The sequence below is a fragment of the Glycomyces algeriensis genome (assembly GCF_027622855.1).
Lineage (GTDB): Bacteria > Actinomycetota > Actinomycetes > Mycobacteriales > Micromonosporaceae > Glycomyces > Glycomyces algeriensis.
Genome location: NZ_JAPZVR010000001.1, coordinates 323,430 through 340,440, shown reverse-complemented (window position 1 = coordinate 340,440; position 17,011 = coordinate 323,430). Strand labels below are relative to the sequence as shown.

At 70.5% G+C, this 17,011-nt stretch carries 13 protein-coding genes; 5 read left to right on the top strand and 8 right to left on the bottom strand.

Translation table 11 applies throughout. From position 1 onward, the window contains the following. Positions 1-96: 96 nt before the first annotated feature. The 4 genes from O2L52_RS01310 to O2L52_RS01295 all read right to left on the bottom strand — a co-directional run bounded on the left by O2L52_RS01310 (position 97) and on the right by O2L52_RS01295 (position 4,523). A complete protein-coding gene (locus O2L52_RS01310) occupies positions 97-786 on the bottom strand; it encodes a YesL family protein (protein ID WP_270113484.1) in 690 nt (229 codons plus the stop codon). 25 nt (positions 787-811) lie between these two features. Then, positions 812-1,735 (bottom strand): carbohydrate ABC transporter permease, encoded by a 924-nt coding sequence (locus O2L52_RS01305; protein WP_270113483.1) that lies wholly within the window; start codon positions 1,733-1,735, stop codon positions 812-814. Further along, entirely contained in the window at positions 1,732-2,751 is a 1,020-nt protein-coding gene (locus tag O2L52_RS01300; protein WP_270113482.1) for an ABC transporter permease, read from the bottom strand. The genes O2L52_RS01305 and O2L52_RS01300 overlap by 4 nt, the downstream gene beginning before the upstream one ends. Before the next feature lie 89 nt (positions 2,752-2,840). Continuing rightward, the gene (locus tag O2L52_RS01295; RefSeq protein ID WP_270113481.1) at positions 2,841-4,523 is read right to left on the bottom strand and encodes an ABC transporter substrate-binding protein; all 1,683 of its coding nucleotides are present in this window, start codon (positions 4,521-4,523) and stop codon (positions 2,841-2,843) included. Here O2L52_RS01295 and O2L52_RS01290 point away from each other — a divergent pair. Next, a complete protein-coding gene (locus O2L52_RS01290; protein WP_270113480.1) occupies positions 4,522-4,851 on the top strand; it encodes a hypothetical protein in 330 nt (109 codons plus the stop codon). The genes O2L52_RS01295 and O2L52_RS01290 overlap by 2 nt on opposite strands. Positions 4,852-5,117: 266 nt before the next feature. Next, positions 5,118-6,221, top strand: coding sequence for a PQQ-dependent sugar dehydrogenase (locus tag O2L52_RS01285; RefSeq protein ID WP_270113479.1), 1,104 nt, complete (start codon positions 5,118-5,120; stop codon positions 6,219-6,221). A gap of 86 nt (positions 6,222-6,307) precedes the next feature. Here O2L52_RS01285 and O2L52_RS01280 read toward each other — a convergent pair whose 3' ends face one another. After that, the gene (locus tag O2L52_RS01280) at positions 6,308-7,297 is read right to left on the bottom strand and encodes a LacI family DNA-binding transcriptional regulator (RefSeq protein WP_270113478.1); all 990 of its coding nucleotides are present in this window, start codon (positions 7,295-7,297) and stop codon (positions 6,308-6,310) included. A 593-nt stretch (positions 7,298-7,890) separates the two neighbouring features. Here O2L52_RS01280 and O2L52_RS01275 point away from each other — a divergent pair. Further along, complete coding sequence (locus O2L52_RS01275; RefSeq protein ID WP_270113477.1) at positions 7,891-10,149, top strand: rhamnogalacturonan lyase family protein; 2,259 nt, start codon at positions 7,891-7,893, stop codon at positions 10,147-10,149. A gap of 71 nt (positions 10,150-10,220) precedes the next feature. On the opposite strand, the gene O2L52_RS01270 is transcribed toward O2L52_RS01275, so the two are convergent. Beyond that, positions 10,221-10,976, bottom strand: a complete 756-nt coding sequence (locus O2L52_RS01270) for an SDR family oxidoreductase (protein ID WP_270113871.1) — start codon at positions 10,974-10,976, stop codon at positions 10,221-10,223. Between the two features lie 2 nt (positions 10,977-10,978). Next, complete coding sequence (locus O2L52_RS01265) at positions 10,979-11,983, bottom strand: zinc-dependent alcohol dehydrogenase (RefSeq protein WP_373897063.1); 1,005 nt, start codon at positions 11,981-11,983, stop codon at positions 10,979-10,981. A gap of 145 nt (positions 11,984-12,128) precedes the next feature. On the opposite strand from O2L52_RS01265, the gene O2L52_RS01260 reads away from it, so the two are divergent. Together O2L52_RS01260 and O2L52_RS01255 are read left to right on the top strand one after the other, a co-directional pair. Beyond that, positions 12,129-13,139, top strand: a complete 1,011-nt coding sequence (locus O2L52_RS01260; protein ID WP_270113474.1) for a LacI family DNA-binding transcriptional regulator — start codon at positions 12,129-12,131, stop codon at positions 13,137-13,139. Between the two features lie 139 nt (positions 13,140-13,278). Further along, positions 13,279-14,598, top strand: coding sequence for an L-fuconate dehydratase (locus O2L52_RS01255; protein WP_270113473.1), 1,320 nt, complete (start codon positions 13,279-13,281; stop codon positions 14,596-14,598). Positions 14,599-14,692: 94 nt separating this feature from the next. Here O2L52_RS01255 and O2L52_RS01250 read toward each other — a convergent pair whose 3' ends face one another. Continuing rightward, positions 14,693-16,957: a glycoside hydrolase family 127 protein gene (locus O2L52_RS01250; protein WP_270113472.1), complete on the bottom strand. Its 2,265-nt coding sequence runs from the start codon at positions 16,955-16,957 to the stop codon at positions 14,693-14,695. Between the last annotated feature and the right edge of the window lie 54 nt (positions 16,958-17,011).

Here is a 17,011-nt window from a genome sequence, read left to right as displayed (position 1 = left end):
GGGGGCCCCCCGCCGGTCCGCCCAAAGGCCGCGGGCCCTCCGGATACCGGCGCGGTATCCGGAGGGCCCGCGGCGAACGGACCGGCCCTGGGGGGGTCAGTCGTGCGCGGTGAAGCGCTTGGTGATGTCGGCGACGACCGGTCGCACCACGAGCCACAGCAGGGCCGCGAACGCCCAGCCGAGCACGAGGAGGAGGCCCTCGGAGCTCACGACCACCGCGGCCGCGGCCACGATGAGCAGCGAGAGGAGGCCGAGCGAGGACTTCCAGGAAAGGAAGAACTCCGCCGCCGCCACCCGCAGCACGTCGCGGAACCGGAACGAGAAGAACGAGGACACCACGAGCAGGTGCCCCGCCCACACGGCGAGCATCACCAGGAGCACGATGCACACCGGCCGCAGCATCCCGCCGCCGGCGACCTGCCCGGCGAACAGCACGTTCACCGAGAGGACCGAGGCGAGCACGAGCACCGGCACCCACCAGGCCAGCGTGTCCCGCAGGTTCATCTTGAGGCCGCGGAAGAGCGGCTTCGCCGGGCTGAGGTCGGGCTCCTCCGCCCACGCCCGCTGCGCGTACAGCGCCGCCGAGAGCGCGGGCGCCACCGGCAGGAGCGCGGCGACGAACCAGACCACGTTGCCCGGGTCAGGGGCGAGCAGCGCCCACAGCAGCAGCGTCGGCACTCCCGCGACCGCGAGGAACACCCCGAGGACGAGGAACCGGTAGACCCCGGCGGTGAACCGCGAGAGGACCCCCGGCCCGATCTCGTCCGCCTGCTGCTGCGTGCTCATGCCGCCGCCCCTTCCCTGGCTCGCATTAACCCTTGACCGATCCAAGCATGACGCCCGACACGAAGTACCGCTGGACGAAGGGGTAGATGGTCAGGATCGGGATGACGGTGAGGATCATCGTCACCGCCTGGATGTTCGCCGAGACCTGCGCGGTCGTGCTGCCCGCGGCCGCCGCCCCTTCGGACGCCGTCGTCGAAGCGCCCGCGATGAGGTTGCGCAGGTACAGCGTGATGGGGAACAGCTCGCTCTTGTCGAGGTACAGGAACGCGGCGAACCAGTCGTTCCAGAACGCGACCGAGTAGAACAGCACCATCGTGGCGATGACGGCCTTCGACAGCGGCAGCACGATCCGGCCGAAGATGCCGTACCAGCCGAGCCCGTCGATCTGCGCGGCCTCCTCGAGCTCCTTCGGCAGGTTCTCGAAGAACGCCTTCATGACCAGCAGGTTGAACACCGAGATCGCGCCCGGGAGCACCAGCGCCCACATGGTGTTCTTCATGCCCAGCGCCGAGATCAGCACGTAGTTCGGCACGAGGCCGCCGTTGAAGAACATCGTGAACACCGCGATGCCGATGAGCACCTTGCGGCCCTTCAGATGCGGCTTCGACAGCACGAACGCGTAGGTCGTGGTCAGGACCATCGCGATAATGGTGCCGACCACCGTGTACAGCACCGTGTTGCCGTAGTTGCGCCAGAAGATGCCGTCCGACATCACGATCGCGTAGGTGTCCACATTGAAGTCGACGGGCAGGAAGTTCACCTGGCCGGCCTTGATCGCCCCGGAAGAGCTGAACGACTGGGCGAGCACCGTGATGAACGGGTACAGCATCCCCAGGCACAGCAGGACGAGGAAGGTGGCGTTGAACGCGCCGAAGACGCGCTCGCCCCTCGACCGCTGCGTCGTCCGCGGCTTCACCGCCGCGAGGTCGGGCGTGCGAATATCGGTCACCACAGGCTCGTTCCCGTCGTCCGCCGCGAGATCAGGTTCGCGGTAAGCACCATCACGAGGCCGATCAGCGCCTGGAACAGGCCGATGGCGGTCGCGTAACTGAGGTTGTTCGACACCAGGCCGACCCGGTAGAGGTAGGTCGAGATGACGTCGGCCGTCTCGTATGTCAGCGGGTTGTAGAGCAGGAAGACCTTCTCGAAGCCCACGTTGAGGAACATGCCGATGTTGAGGATCAGCAGCGTGACCATCGTGGGCCGGATCCCCGGCAGCGTGACGTGCCACGTCTGCCGCCACCGGCCCGCGCCGTCGATCTTCGCCGCCTCGTAGAGGGTGTCGTCGATCGAGGTGAGCGCCGCCAGGTAGAGGATCGTGCCCCAGCCGATGGTCTGCCACACTTCGGAGCCCACGTAGATGAAGCGGAACCACTCCGCGCGCTGCAGGAACGGGATCTCCTCGGCGCCGAAGGCGCGGATGATCTGGTTCGCCGTGCCCTCCAGCGAGAGGATCTGCATGACCATGCCGACGATGATGACGATCGACAGGAAGTGCGGCAGGTACGAGATCGACTGCACGAGCTTCTTGAAGTACTGCTGCCGCACCTCGTTCAGCAGGAGCGCCAGCACGATCGGGAGCGGGAAGCAGACCACCATGGTGAGCGCGCCCAGGACCACCGTGTTCGTGAAGACGTGCCAGAACGACGGGTCGTTGATGAACATCTCGATGTAGCGCACGCCGACCCATTCGTCGCCGAAGATGCTGCCGCCGGGGCGGAACCTCCGGAACGCGATGACGTTGCCGAGCATCGGGCCGTACTTGAAGATCACGAAGAAGATCAGCGGCACGATCGCCAAGGTGTACAGCTGCCAGTCGCGCTTGAACGCGGTCTTCCAGCTCAGCTTGCGCTTGCGGGGTCGCGCCTTCGGGTTCGCCGCAGGCGGGCGCGGCGGCGCCGGGGGCGCCGCGGCGCCCCCGCGGGCCTCGGCCCGCGGGGACTGCTCGTCTTGTGTGAGGGACATAAGCACTCCCTCCCGTCCGTGCCGGGGTAGAGCGGCTGGTTCGCGAGCCCGGCGAAGCCGTGCTCACCAGCCGCCCCCCGGCGGGCGGACTAGGAGTTCTCCTCCTCGAAACGCTGGCGGGCGGTGTTGATGAGGTCGACGTAAGTCTGGAGACCGGCGGATTCGAGCTCGCCGACGTAGGCGTCCCATTCGGCGATGTCGCGGTCGCCCAGGATGAACTGCAGCGTGGCGGTGTCCACGGTGTCCTTCAGCGGGGTGGCCTGGAGCGAGGCCTGCTCCAGCTCCATCTCGTCGAGCGGGGCCGGCGGGTTCGGGTCGCGAGGCGTGCGGCTGGAGAGCACGGAGTCGATGTACTCCACGAAGGTCGGGGAGTTGTAGGACTCCTTCAGCGCCCGGGACTCGGTCGAGTCGGCGAACACCGCGTTCGACCAGCCGAGGTCCTTCTGGATGTCGGTGGGCGCGCCGGGGTTGATGCCGTACGCGTCGAGGCGGAACTCCGGCTTGAGGGTGATCTTGCCGGAGGCGTCCTTGGTGTAGGTCTGGTCGAGCACGCCCCAGCGGAGCAGCTCGCGGGCCTCCGGGTTGTAGTACAGCCAGTCGAGGAATTGCAGGATGGCGATGAAGTTCTCGGAGTCCGCGATCTCCGCGTTCAGCATGAAGCCGTTCCAGAAGTTGCGCGGCTCGCAGATCTGGCCGGCCGGGCCGCCGGGCGGGGCGATCTGCAGGATCTCGTAGTTGCCTTCGCCCACAGTCTCGTTGAGGGCCGTCGCGAACTCGATGGCGGTGCCGGCCGAGCCGGACGCCGCGAACACGAGGTTGGCCGCGACCTTCTCGGTGACGCTGCCGCCGCCGGTGCCGTCGTTCGCCGCGGTCATCGAGTCGGTGTCGAGCAGGCCGTCCTCGACGAGGCCGCGGAAGAACTCGACCATCTGCTTGTAGCCCTCGGTCGCGGCGGTGTACACCAGGCTGCCGGAGCCGTCGTCGATCATGCCGCTGCCGAAGCCCCAGCCGGCCTGCGCGCCGAACGCGTGGGCGGCGTAGTTGAGCATCGACGCGCCCTCGAACCCGTCAGCGAGGGGCTTGGAGTCGGGGTACTCGGCCTTGATCTTGACCAGCGCCTCGCGCATCTCGTCCCAGGTCTGGGGAATGCCGCCGGCGACCGACTCGAAGACGTCCTTGCGGATGACGAGGGTGAACACGGGCACCGACACCTCCTGGAGGCCCGGCAGCATGTAGTACTTGCCGTCGGCCTGCTTGAGGTTGTCGATCATGTCCGCGAGGTCCCACTCCGCCACGTACTTCTGGAAGTTGGGCATGTGCTCGACGTACTCGCTCATCGGCAGGATCGCGCCGGAGGAGACGAACGAGTTCTCCTCGCCCGTGTAGACCAGCGGGATCACGGTGGGGGCGTCACCGGCGCTGATCAGGAGACTGCGCTTCTCGGTCGCGTCGCTGAACGGGATGTTCGTGACGTCGATCGTGACGTTGGTGCGCTTCTCGATCTCCTTGAAGAACTCCCACTTGTCCGTGATGGGAAGGTCGGGCCAATCCGTCCAGAGCACCGAGAGATTGAAGGGCTCCGTAGCCGTGAACTGGGTGTCAGCGGCGAAATTGTCCATCGCGCCCTTGGACTGCGCATCGACGTCGATTTCGTCGCTGCCGCCGTCGTCGCTGCACGCCGCGAGTGCGGCCATGCTCGACGCGGCCAGCGAGAATCCGATGACCCCGCGGCGGGTGGCTCCGATGGGCGAACGCCCGAACACACCTGACATGACTCTCCTCCTTGAGATGGACCAAACAGTCCGCCCCTCCGTCCACTCCGGCGGGCAAGATTTCACTGCCGTAACGATCGAAACTTTCGGGGCTATTTCCGATAACTTCCAGAGCTTAGTGAGAACGAGCAGTGATGTCAATGAATCTCTTTTCGTGATCCGTGAAATACGTTCAGTGATGATCCATGCGGCTCGAGCAATGCGGAGGAACGGCTACAAACCGAGCGATCGGACGGACTTTTCCCAGGCAGGAATGGCCAAAGCGGCGATCCTCCCCCGCTTTTCCGGAACGCCCGCGTTTCGCGCCCGATCGCCGGTTCAAGAGTGAATGCTCCTGCGCTCGGCAAGCCTTCTCCATCGTCGAACACGCGTCGACGGGACCGCGAAACGCCCGGAACTTTCAAAGGTCTGACGATTCCGCGGGTGGGCGGGGCCACTGGGCGCGGTGGGACGCGGGCGGCACAGGAGTCGGACCCGGCCCGTGGAGGCGGAGGGGAGCTCCGGCGCGGCCTGCCGGATCCGTTCGGGCGCACCTACAGTGGAGGCCTCCGAGACGACCGCGCCCGCAGGGGCGACGAGAGCAAAGGACGGGCCATGGCCTCCAGACGTCAGACGCTGCGCTACGCGGGTGCCGCGCTCGCCGGGATCCCGCTGGCCGCGTGCACCGCGGAACCGAACGAGGAAGCCGAGCCGGACACGGGTTCGGCACCCGCCAACGAACCGGCGCCGACCACCGCCGCGACCGCGCTCGGCGAGCCCGAGGTCGTCGCGAGCGGCCTGGAGGCGCCCTGGTCGATCGCGTTCCATGAGGGCACCCCCCTGGTGAGCGAGCGCGACAGCGCCCGCGTCCTGGAGCTGGACGCCCAGGGCGAGGCGCGTGAGGTAGCCGTCGTCGACGGCGTGGCCGGGGGCGGCGAGGGCGGGCTGCTCGGGCTCGCCGTCCGCGACGGCTTCCTGTACGCGTACTTCACCGCCTCGGACGGGAACCGGATCGAGCGGTTCGCGCTCGAAGGCGCCGCGGGCGCGCTGACACTCGGTGCGCCGCAGGCGATCCTGTCCGGCATCCCCTCGGCGGGCAACCACAACGGCGGGCGCATCGCGTTCGGCCCCGACGGGATGCTGTACGCCACCGCCGGGGACGCCGGGAATCCCGAGAACGCCCAGGACCGCGAGTCGCCGGCGGGCAAGATCCTGCGCATGAACCCCGACGGGACCGCGCCGGACGACAACCCGTTCCCCGGCTCGCTGGTCTACACCTGGGGCCACCGCAACCCGCAGGGGATCGCATGGGACGAGGAGGGCGGCATGTGGGCCGCCGAGTTCGGGCAGGACACCTGGGACGAGCTCAACCGCATCGAGCCCGGCGCGAACTACGGCTGGCCCGAGGCCGAGGGCATCGCCGGGATCGGCGACTACACCGACCCGGTCCAGCAGTGGGGCACCGACGACGCGAGCCCCTCCGGCATGGCGATCGCGGGCGGCACCGCCTACATCGCGAACCTGCGCGGCCGGCGCCTGCGCGCGGTCCCCCTCGGCGACCCCGGCACCTCGGTCGAGCACTACGTGGAGGAGTACGGACGCCTGCGGGACGTCGTGAACGCCCCTGACGGGTCGCTGTGGGTCCTCACCAACAACACTGACGGCCGCGGTGACCCCGGGCCCGACGACGACCGCGTCCTGCGGATCGCCCTCACCTGACCGGGCGGCGGTTCAGGGCCTGCCTTGTGTATCAGGGAGCGGGCGAACGGACCGGACGACGACCGGTCTGGTTCACAGGACCGGCCCTAAGCTGTGGACTCGCGGACGACGAGGTCGAACGGGGCCGTGTACTGGCGGGGCGGGGCGGCGGGGTCGGCGATGCGGCCGACGATGAGGTCGAGGGCCCGGGCGGCGATCCAGTGGTGGTCCGGGGCCACGGTCGAGAGCGCGGGGATGACCTGCTCGGCGACCGGGATGCCGTCGAAGCCGATGACGCGGACGTCGCCGGGAACCGAGGCGCCGCCGTCGGTCAGGCCGCGCATCACCCCGATCGCGGTGGTGTCGTTGAACGCGACGACCCCGTCGACGCCGAGGCCGGAGGCCGCAATGTGGCGGCCGGCCTCGCGGGCGCCGTCCCAGGAGAGCGAGTCGAGGGCGAAGCGCAGCTCCGGATCGGGCCGCAGCCCGCGGTCCTCGAGCGCGGCGCGGTAGCCGTTGTAGCGGCGGGTGACCGTGTTGAGCCGGTCCAGGCCCGACCCGGTGACGATCGCGATCCGCTTGCAGCCCTGGTCGATCAGGTGCCCGGTGGCCGCGGCGGCGCCGGCCTCGTTCGGGAGGGTGATGTGGTCGAACCGGCCGCCCGCGCCCTGCTCGCCGAACAGGACGATCGGGAAGCCCGCGTCGGCGAGCAGCGGCATCTGCGGGTCGAGCTCGATCGCCGAGAGGAAGAGGCCGTCGACCTGGAGCCAGCGCGACTGCGCGACGGCCGCGGCCTCGCCGTCGGCGAGCGCGCCGGTCTGGCCGATCGTGACCTCGTAGCCGCGCTGGTGCGCCTCGTCGATGAGGAGGGCGCCGAGCATGCCGTAGTAGGGGTTGCCGACCTGGGGCACGGCGACGCCGATGACGCCGGTGCGGCCGGACCGGAGGCTGCGGGCGGTCAGGTTGACCTGGTAGCCGGAGGCGCGGATGGCCTCGAGCACGCGTTCGCGGGCGGCCTCGCTGACCTTGACGCGGTTGTTGACGACGTTGGAGACGGTCATCGTCGAGACGCCCGCGAGCCGCGCCACGTCGCTCATGGTGACTGTCCTGCGCCGCACCCGTCCTCCAGCCGTCGATGCCGATCCGGTCGGGCCGCGCAGCGCCGCTGCGCTCGGCAGGGGTGTCCGCGGCCGGACCGAGGCTCGAGTCTATCGGCCCGCAACCGGTGGCCGCCGCGCCGAGGCGGAGCGCCCGATGCCTTGGGCCGCAAAGCGGACACAATGGTGCGGACCGGCCCGGCGGGAGTGCGCCCGCCGGGCCGGCCCTCGCCGCCCGCGTCGTCGGGCGGCTGTCGGACAGCTTAGGGACGGCCTGCACTGTCGCACAATGCGATGAGCGGGGCATTTTATCGATTCATCGTCACATAGATGATCTCCCGTCACTCCAGTGCACCGCACGGCTCCTGAAATTGTTGCGCCGCAAGCGCGCTCGGCCGCCCATCGGCGCTAGGAACCGCCGTTGAACTGGCATTTCGCTCATGCTTGCGCATCGGGGCGTTCATCGCTACGCTGAAACGGTTCAAAATATCGATACAATGCAATCTCTCGATATTGAGCGGTCGGCGCGGCGAGTGCGAGACGCAGGCGGCCGAGCGCTCCAAGACCCTCACATCAGCACTCACGGAGTGAACATGCACAAGGCACCATCCCAACGGTCACGGCGACTGCGGGCACCCGCAGTCGCGGTGGCCGGTCTCGTCGCCGCGGCGGCGACGATGATCACCCTGCACTCGGCCGACGCCGCCACGGTCCGCTACGAAGCCGAGAGCGCCCCCGCCACCTGCCAGGGCGCGGTCGAGTCGAACCACGCCGGGCACTCCGGCAGCGGCTTCTGCAACTCGGACAACGTGGTCGGCGCGACCAGTCAGTTCACCGTCAACGCCGCGAGCGCGGGCACCGCGACCCTCGCGATCCGGTACGCCCACGGAGGCACCGACACCCGCTCGGCCGACATCGTCGTCAACGGCGCCGCCGTGCAGACCGCGAGCGCGTTCACCGCGACCGGGGCCTGGACCACGTGGTCGACCAAGACCGTCCAGATCCCCGTCAACGCCGGGAGCAACACCGTCCGCCTCGTCGCCTCCTCGGCCGCGGGCCTGGCGAACATCGACTACGTCGAGATCACCGACGGCGACCCGCCGCAGCAGGGCGACGGCCGGTACGAAGTGGAAGAGCTGACCCGCGGCGTCACCGTCGTGCCCTCGGGCGCCGGGCGGCTCGTCTCGTGGCGGCTCCTCGGCACCGATCCGTCCAATGTGGCATTCAACGTCTACCGGGACGGCACGAAGCTCAACGCCTCGCCCCTCACCGGCGCGTCGAACTACCTCGACAACGGCGGGTCCGCGTCCTCGCAGTACACGGTCCGGTCCGTCGTGAACGGCACCGAGGGCACCGCCTCGGGCACCGAACTGACGTTCAACTCCAGCGGCTACTACGACGTCCCGATCCAGAAGCCCGCGGGCGGCACCACGCCCTCGGGCGAGGCGTTCACCTACTCGGCCGGCGACCTCAGCACCGGCGACCTCGACGGGGACGGCGACTACGAGCTGATCGTGAAGTGGGACCCGAGCAACCTCAAGGACAACTCCCACGCCGGGTACACCGGGAACACCATCATCGACGCCTACAAGCTCGACGGCACCCGCATGTGGCGCATCGACCTGGGCCGCAACATCCGCTCGGGCGCGCACTACACGCAGTACCAGGTCTTCGACTACGACGGCGACGGCCGGGCCGAGATCGCCATGAAGACCGCCGACGCCACCCGCGACGGCGTCGGCACCGTCATCGGCAACGGAAGCGCGGACTACCGCAACTCCTCGGGGTACGTCCTCTCCGGCCCGGAGTTCCTGACCGTCTTCAACGGCCAGACCGGCGCCGCCATGGACACCGTCAACTACAACCCGCCGCGCGGCAACGTGTCCAGCTGGGGCGACAACTACGGCAACCGCGTCGACCGGTTCCTCGCCGGCACGGCATACCTGGACGGCGAGACCCCCTCGATGATCTTCGCGCGCGGCTACTACACGCGCTCGGTGATCTGGGCCGTCGACTGGAACGGCACCGACCTGACCACCCGCTGGACCTTCGACTCCAACAGCGCCGGTTCGCAGTACACCGGCCAAGGCGCGCACAGCCTCTCCATCGCCGACATGAACGGCGACGGCAACCAGGACGTCGTCTACGGCGCCATGGCCGTCGGGTCCAACGGGCAGGCGCTCTACAACACCCGCCACGGCCACGGCGACGCCCAGCACGTCACGGACCACGTCCCCAGCCGTCCCGGCCAGGAGTCGTTCATGGTCCACGAGTGCAGCTGCAACCCGTCCTCCAGCCTCAACGGCTCGAACGGGCAGATCCTGTTCCAGACCAGCGCCAGCGGCGACAACGGCCGCGGCGTTGGCGCGAACATCCTCGCCTCCAACCCCGGCTCGGAGTACTGGTCGGCGAACGTCGGCGGGCTGCTCAACGCCTCCGGCCAGAACATCGGGTCCAAGCCCGGGTCGATCAACTTCCTGTCCTGGTGGGACGGCGACGGCGAACGCGAGCTGCTCAACGGCACCTCCATCACCAACTACCCCTCCGGGACCTCGCTCTCCGGATCCGGTGTGTCCTCCAACAACGGCACCAAGTCGACGCCGGGCCTCTCCGCGGACCTGTTCGGCGACTGGCGCGAGGAAGTGATCTGGAAGAGCACCGACAGCACCCGGCTGCGGATCTACGCGACCCCGCACCAGACGAACCTGCGCATCCCGACGCTGATGCACGACATCCAGTACCGGGTCGCGATCGCCTGGCAGAACACGGCCTACAACCAGCCGCCGCACCCGAGCTTCTACATCGGCAGCGACAAGACCGCGTACGCGTGGCCTGACGTCCACACCCCTTAGAAGAAGCCCCGCGGGGCCCGGACGCCGTGCCGGTACGCCCGGGCCCCGCGGCCCACTCCATGTGCTGGGAGTCAGCGGCCGAGCCAGCCGCCGTCCACCGGGATGACCGTGCCCGAGACGTAGTCGGCGGCGGCGCTGGCGAGGAAGACCGTCGCACCGGCGAGGTCGTCGGCCCGGCCCCAGCGGCCGGCGGGGATGCGCTCGAGGATCGCCTTCGAGCGGTCCGGATCGTCTTGCAGCGCTTGGGTGTTGTCAGTGGCGATGTAGCCGGGGGCGATCGCGTTCACCGTGATGCCGCGGCCGGACCACTCGTTGGCCAGCGCGCGGGTGAGCCCGGCGATGCCGGACTTGGCGGCGGCGTAGCCGGGCACGTTGATGCCGCCCTGGAAGCTCAGGAGCGAGGCGGTGAAGATGACCTTCCCGCCGCCGCGCTCGAGCATGGTGCGGCCGACGGCGCGGGTGAGCGCGAACTGGCTGGTGAGGTTGACCTGGAGCACTTCGTCCCAGTACGCGTCGGGGTGCTCGGCGGCGGGGGCGCGGCGGATCGTGCCGGCGTTGTTGACGAGGATGTCGACCGGTTCGGCGGCGAGGGTGTCGGCGAGGGCGGCGACCTGCTCGGGGTCGTTGAAGTCGGCGCGTATCGCGCGGAAGGCGCGGCCGAGTCCGGTGACCCGGGCTTCGATCGCGGAGCCTTCGGGTTCGATGGTGGCGCTGACGCCGATGACGTCCGCCCCGGCGGCGGCGAGGGCCTCGGCCATGGCGAAGCCGATGCCGCGCTTGGCGCCGGTGACGACGGCGAGGCGGCCGGTGAGGTCGAAGAGGGTCATGGTCACTCACTGTCCTTGGAGGCGCGGTCGGCTTGGACGTCGATGAGGATCTTCATGGCCTGGCCGCCGGTGAGGTCGTCGAAGGCGGCCTGGACGGCGTGCAGGGGGACGGTCCTGGTGATGAGGGCGTCTGCGGGGATCGCGCCGGTGGCGAGGAGGGCGACGGCGGTATCGAAGTCGTCGCGCTGGTAGACGCGGGCGCCGAGGAGGCGCAGTTCGCGCCAGAAGACGCGCTGGAGGTTCACGGGGCGGGGCTCGGGGTGGATCGCGACGACGACGAGGGTGCCGCGCACCTTGGCGTAGTCGACGGCGCCGAGGACGGCCGCGGCGGCGCCGGAGACCTCGAAGACCACGTCCGCGCCCGCGCCGCCCGTCCACTCCTCGACCCAGGCCACGGTGTCGTCGCGGGGGTCGAGGACGGTGTAGCCGAGCTCGGCGATGGCCTTGCGGCGCTTGGGGTCGAGCTCGATGACGACGACCTCGCCGCCGAAGGCGCGGGCGACGGCGGCGATGAGGACGCCGATGGGGCCGCCGCCGATGACGACGGCCTTCTGCCCGGCTTCGAGTTCGGACCGGCGCACGTCGTGGACGGCGACGGCGGTGGGCTCGACGAGGGCCGCGTGCTGGAGCGAGAGGGTCGCGGGGAGGCGCACGAGCAGGTCGGCGTCGACGTTCCAGCGGGTCTGGAGGGCGCCGGGCGAGTCGATGCCGACGAAGTCGAGGTTCTGGCAGATGTGCGAGTTCCCGGCGAGGCAGGCGGGGCAGGTGCCGTCCCAGGCGAGGGGCATGACGGTGACGGGGTCGCCGACGGCCCAGCCCTCGACGCCGTCGCCGATGGCGGCGAGGGTGCCGCTCATCTCGTGGCCGATGACGGCCGGGACGGCGACGCGGGCGTCCATGTGGCCGCTGAGGATGTGCAGGTCGGTGCCGCAGATGCCGTTGTAGGCCACGTTGATCTGGACCTGGCCGGGCCCCGGCGGCGACGGCTCGGCGTCCACCACGGTCATGGTCCGGTTTCCTGCGTACTGTGCGGCGGGCACGGCTGCCTCCTCGGGGGTACGGGTGCGGGTCGGTCGCCGATGAGGATCGCACACATCCCGCGAATGCGCAATCGTTTGCTCAGGCGCGGCGGGGATAGGCGATACTGGAACCGTGGCGAAACTCAGCGATGTGGCGGCCCGCGCGGGCGTCTCGGTCTCGGCGGTCTCCAGGGTGCTCTCCGGCGACCCGTCGGCGCGGCTCAGCGAGGCGACCCGGGAGCGGGTGCGCAAGGCGGCCGGGGAGGTCGGGTACCACCCGAACTTCGCGGGCCGGGCGCTGAAGCTCGCGCGCACCGACGTCATCGCGCTCATCGTCCCGGACGTGACGAACTCGCTGTTCGCCGATCTGACCCGCGGCGTGGAGGACGAGGCGGTGGCGCGCGGCTGCGTGATGCTGCTGGCCCGCAGCGAGGACATGCACCCCGGCGGCGCCATGTTCGACCGGCTCGTGGGCGAGGGCCGGGTCGACGGCATCGTGCTCCAGCCGCGCGACGGCACCGATCCCGAGGAGCTCGCGCAGTCCGTGGGCGGACGCGGGCCGCTGGTCACCATCCACCAGCGGCTGCCCGGGGCGAGCTCGGTGGTCGTGCCGGACGCGCTCGCGGCGCGGCGGGCCACCGAGCACCTGATCGCGTTGGGGCACCGCAGGATCGGCTTCGCCGGCGGACTCGCGGAGTCGCCCACGGCGCAGCGCCGCGCCGCGGGGTACGCCGCGGCGCTCGAGGAGGCCGGTATCGCGCCCGACACCGGCCTGGTCACCTGGCGCGGGTACCGCGAACCGGACGGGCGGGCGTCCACCGCGGAGCTGCTCGCACTCCCCCAGCCGCCCACCGCGGTCGTGGCCGCGAACGTCAACGCCGCGGTCGGCGTCCTCGCCCAGGCGCGGGCGCAGGGCCTGGCCGTGCCCGGCGAGCTCTCGGTCGTCGCCGTCCACGACGCGTGGACCGCCGCCCACACCTGGCCGCCGCTCACCTGCGTGAAGCTCCCCCTCTACGAACTCGGCCGCACGGCCGCCGCCGCGCTCGCGCGGGTCGTGGACGGCGGCCCCGTCGAGCACCTCTCCGTGGAGGACCCGGAGCCGGTGCTCATCACCCGCGAGTCGACCGCGCCGCCGCGCGCCTGACGCTCCTCCCCTTGCGCCGGGCGGCGACCACGGCTAAGGTCAACGCCTGATCAATCGTTTGCGCAAACGGCGGCGCCCCTCCCCGCCGCGCGCCGCCACCGCGCCGCAGACCACCCGACCAGCACCTGAGGACCACCGCATGACCACCATCGAGGCCGTCGAGGCTCACGATGTCCGCTTCCCCACCTCGCAGACCCTCGACGGCTCGGACGCGATGAACAAGGACGGCGACTACTCCGCCGCCTACGTCATCGTCCGCACCGACGACCCCGAGCTCACCGGGTACGGCTTCACCTTCACCATCGGACGCGGCAACAACATCGTCACCGCCGCCGCCCTCCACTGGGCCGTCCGGCTCATCGGCCGCGACCTCGACGCCGTCGTGAACGACCCCGGCGCGCTCTACCGCGATCTCCAGTCCGACTCGCAGTACCGCTGGCTCGGCCCCGAGAAGGGCGTCGTCCACATCGCACTCGCCGCCGTCATGAACGCCGTATGGGACCTCACCGCGCGCGCCGCGGGCAAGCCCCTGTGGCGCCTCCTCGCCGACATGACCCCCGAGCAGCTCGTGGACGCCGCCGACCTGCGCTACCTCTCCGACGCGCTCACTCGCGAAGAGGCCCTTGGGATCCTGCGCGACAAGTACGACACACGCGCGCAGCGCATCGCCGAGCTCGAGGCCCGCGGCGGCTACCCCTGCTACACCACCAGCGCCGGCTGGCTCGGCTACAGCGACGACAAGCTCCGCCGCCTCCTCCAAGAGGCCGTCGACCAGGGCTACCGGCACGTCAAGCTCAAGGTCGGGGCCGACCTCGAGGAGGACCGCCGCCGCCTGCGGATCGCCCGCGAGGTCATCGGCTGGGACGCCAAGCTCATGATCGACGCCAACCAGGTGTGGGACGTGCCCGAGGCCATCGACTGGATCAAGGCGCTGGCCGAGTTCGAGCCGCACTGGATCGAGGAGCCGACGAGCCCCGACGACGTGCTCGGGCACGCGGCCGTGCGCCGCGCGGTGGCGCCGATCGGCGTCGCCACCGGCGAGCACGGCATGAACCGGGTGCTGTTCAAGCAGATGCTGCAGGCCGAGGCGCTCGACTACCTGCAGCTCGACTCCGCGCGGCTGGCGAGCGTCAACGAGATCATCGCCGTGTACCTCATGGCCGCCAAGTTCGGCGTGCCCGTGTGCCCGCACGCGGGCGGGGTGGGCCTGTGCGAGCTGGTGCAGCACCTGTCCATCTTCGACTACGTGGCCGTCTCGGGCACGTTGGAGGACAGGGTGACCGAGTACGTGGACCACCTCCACGAGCACTTCACCGACCCGTGCCTGGTCGAGAACGGCAACTACCTGCTGCCCTCCCGGCCCGGCTACTCGGCCGAGATGTACACCGCCTCGATCGAGGAGTTCAGCTACCCCGACGGCGGGTACTGGTCGGGCCGGGACGAAGCGGCAGTGCGCTAGCACGACCGCCGCCCGGTTTCCTATAGGAAATATCCTATAGGGTTTCAGGCCCGTCCGGAGCGCCGGACGGGCCTGAGTCCTCAGTGGAGTCCGGTCAGCGCAGCAGCCGCACCATGGTCACGCCCGGCGTCGATCCGCCTGCCGGGGCGGTGAACTCGAGTTCGCGCACGGCCGAGCCCGTCCCGGACTCCGCGGGCAGGACGTAGTCGACCTCGAAGGCGCCGTGCTCGCCTTCCCATGCCTCGGTCGCGACGGGCTCGCCGTCCAGTGTCACCGTGACGCCGGTGGTCCCGCCCGCGTGGCGGTAGCCCACGCGGAGGACGCGGCCGGCGCGGCCGGGGTCGTTGAGGCCCACGGACATCCGGGCGGCGGTGGCGCGGGAGCGGCGGCCCTGCGCGTCCACGGACACCTCGGTGGCCTCGCCGCGGAAGCCGTGGTCGCTCTCGGGCTGCTGCTCGCCGAACGCGACTTTGTCCACCGTGGTGGCGTCGAGCGTGAGCGACTCGCTGTCGGCAGCGAGCAGTGCGGCGCGGCGCTCGGCCACCCGGTCGGCGTCGGCCACGGGCCAGTAGACGGTGTAGCGGGTGTCGTGGACCTCGTGGAACGGGACCAGCTCGACCGCGCCTTCCGGGTCGGCGAAGGCCAGCCGGTAGCGCAGGGGCGCTTCGCGGGTGAGCACGTCCTCGGCGGGCGCGTCCGCGACCACAGGGAGGTCGGCGAAGCCCAGCAGCGGGCCGCGCGCGACGTGCCCCATGCGGCTGTCGTCGGCTTCGAGCCCGTCCAGGTGGTGCGCGCCGTCGCGGGAGGCCAGCAGGACCGGGCCGGCGAAGTACGCCTGCCACGGCGAGCCGTCGGGCAGCCGCTCGGCTCGCAGGCGCAGCGGCAGGCGGAAGGCCACGAGGTCCCCCGGCTGCCATTCCCGTTCCAGGACAAGGGCACCGGGGATCGAGGCGGCCTCGACCGGGTGGCCGTTGACCGTGAGACCCTCGAGGCCGTCGCTCCAGTCGGGGACGCGCAGCCGCAGGGCGAACGCGCGCGGCGCGTCGAGGTCGAGCGTGAGCCCGATGTGCTCGTCGGCCGGGAACGCGGTCTCCAGGCGGAAGCGGCCGCCGAACTCGGGCGCGTCCAGCTCGGCGGGAATGTACAGGTTGACCGCGAGGGCGCCCTCGTGCTCGCCGAAGACGAACTCGCCGTACTTGGCCTGGGCCTCGATGCCGGTGCCCACGCAGCACCACATGCCGAGGTCGGCCTGGGAGTAGACCCGGTAGTGGCGCGGGCGCATCGGGGTGAAGTAGACGAAGCCGCCGCGCTCGGGGTGCTGCGAGGCCAGCTGGTGGTTGTAGACCGCGCGCTCGGCGAAGTCCAGGAGGGATGGTTCGAAGGCGGTCTCGGCGAGGGCCTTCGCCAGCTTCAGCATGTTGTAGGTGTTGCAGGTCTCGGGGCCTTCGCGGTCCTCGATCATGGGCGTGAAGTCGCCGAGGGCGTGGAAGTGCTCGCGGACGCTGTTGCCGCCGATGGCCACCGTCCGGTTCGCGACCACCTCGTGCCAGAAGTACCGGGCCGCCTCGAGCAGGTCCTTGTCGCCGCGCACGGCGGCGGTGGCCGCGTACCCGACGGCCTTGGGGATCTGCGTGTTGGCGTGCAGGCCCGTGAGGCCGTCGCGGCGCTCCAGGAGCGGGTCCAGGATCGCGCGGTGGGAGAAGCGGCGGGCCATGTCGGCGTGGTCGCGGCGGCCGGTGATCGCGGCCAGGTCGGCGAACGCCTCGTTCATGCCGCCGAACTCGGTGTCCAGCATGGCTTCGAAGGCCTCGTCGTCGAGCGTCGCCGCCACCCCGAGCCACCAGTCGGCCAGCCGCACGACCACCTCGAGCGCCTGCACGCTGCCGAGGAGGCGGTGCGCGTCGATCAGGCCCGCGAAGGTCTTGTGCAGGTTGTACCAGGGCACCCAGTGGCCGCCGGCCCAGCCGAGCGCGGTCGCCGCCGCGGTGCCGCCGCCGCGCAGGGTCTCGAACAGCGCCGCGCCGCCCGGGACGCCGCCCACGTACCCGGTGCCGAGGGCGTCCTGCGCCCGCGCCAGCTCGGCGACCATGTACTCGAGGCGCCGCTGCGGTTCGGCCTCGCCGGTCGCGGCGGCGAGCAGGGCCAGCGCGGAGAGGCAGTGGCCGCCGATGTGGCCGTCCAGGCCGCTGTCCTCCCAGTTGCCGTAGGAGGCCGCGCGGGGTTCGAGGCCCGACTCGCGCAGGAAAGGGGCGAGGAGCCGGTCCGGTTCGAGGGCGAGCACGTATCCGAGGTCGGTGCTCACGGCGCGTGCGAACGGGCCCTCCAGCAGGGTGACCTGGCTGAGGGAGAAGGTCTTCATCGATGGCTCCTGGGTAGGTGGGGGCCGGGTCCGGAGAAATTTACCGGTAAAGAT

Coding starts and splice junctions, on each gene's coding strand:
- O2L52_RS01280 (WP_270113478.1), bottom strand. CDS start 7,297: ATGAGCGACGTGGCGCGGCTCGCGGGCGTCTCGACGATGACCGTCTCC.
- O2L52_RS01265 (WP_373897063.1), bottom strand. CDS start 11,983: ATGACCGTGGTGGACGCCGAGCCGTCGCCGCCGGGGCCCGGCCAGGTC.
- O2L52_RS01275 (WP_270113477.1), top strand. CDS start 7,891: ATGCACAAGGCACCATCCCAACGGTCACGGCGACTGCGGGCACCCGCA.
- O2L52_RS01255 (WP_270113473.1), top strand. CDS start 13,279: ATGACCACCATCGAGGCCGTCGAGGCTCACGATGTCCGCTTCCCCACC.
- O2L52_RS01295 (WP_270113481.1), bottom strand. CDS start 4,523: ATGTCAGGTGTGTTCGGGCGTTCGCCCATCGGAGCCACCCGCCGCGGG.
- O2L52_RS01300 (WP_270113482.1), bottom strand. CDS start 2,751: ATGTCCCTCACACAAGACGAGCAGTCCCCGCGGGCCGAGGCCCGCGGG.
- O2L52_RS01310 (WP_270113484.1), bottom strand. CDS start 786: ATGAGCACGCAGCAGCAGGCGGACGAGATCGGGCCGGGGGTCCTCTCG.
- O2L52_RS01270 (WP_270113871.1), bottom strand. CDS start 10,976: ATGACCCTCTTCGACCTCACCGGCCGCCTCGCCGTCGTCACCGGCGCC.
- O2L52_RS01290 (WP_270113480.1), top strand. CDS start 4,522: ATGACTCTCCTCCTTGAGATGGACCAAACAGTCCGCCCCTCCGTCCAC.
- O2L52_RS01285 (WP_270113479.1), top strand. CDS start 5,118: ATGGCCTCCAGACGTCAGACGCTGCGCTACGCGGGTGCCGCGCTCGCC.
- O2L52_RS01250 (WP_270113472.1), bottom strand. CDS start 16,957: ATGAAGACCTTCTCCCTCAGCCAGGTCACCCTGCTGGAGGGCCCGTTC.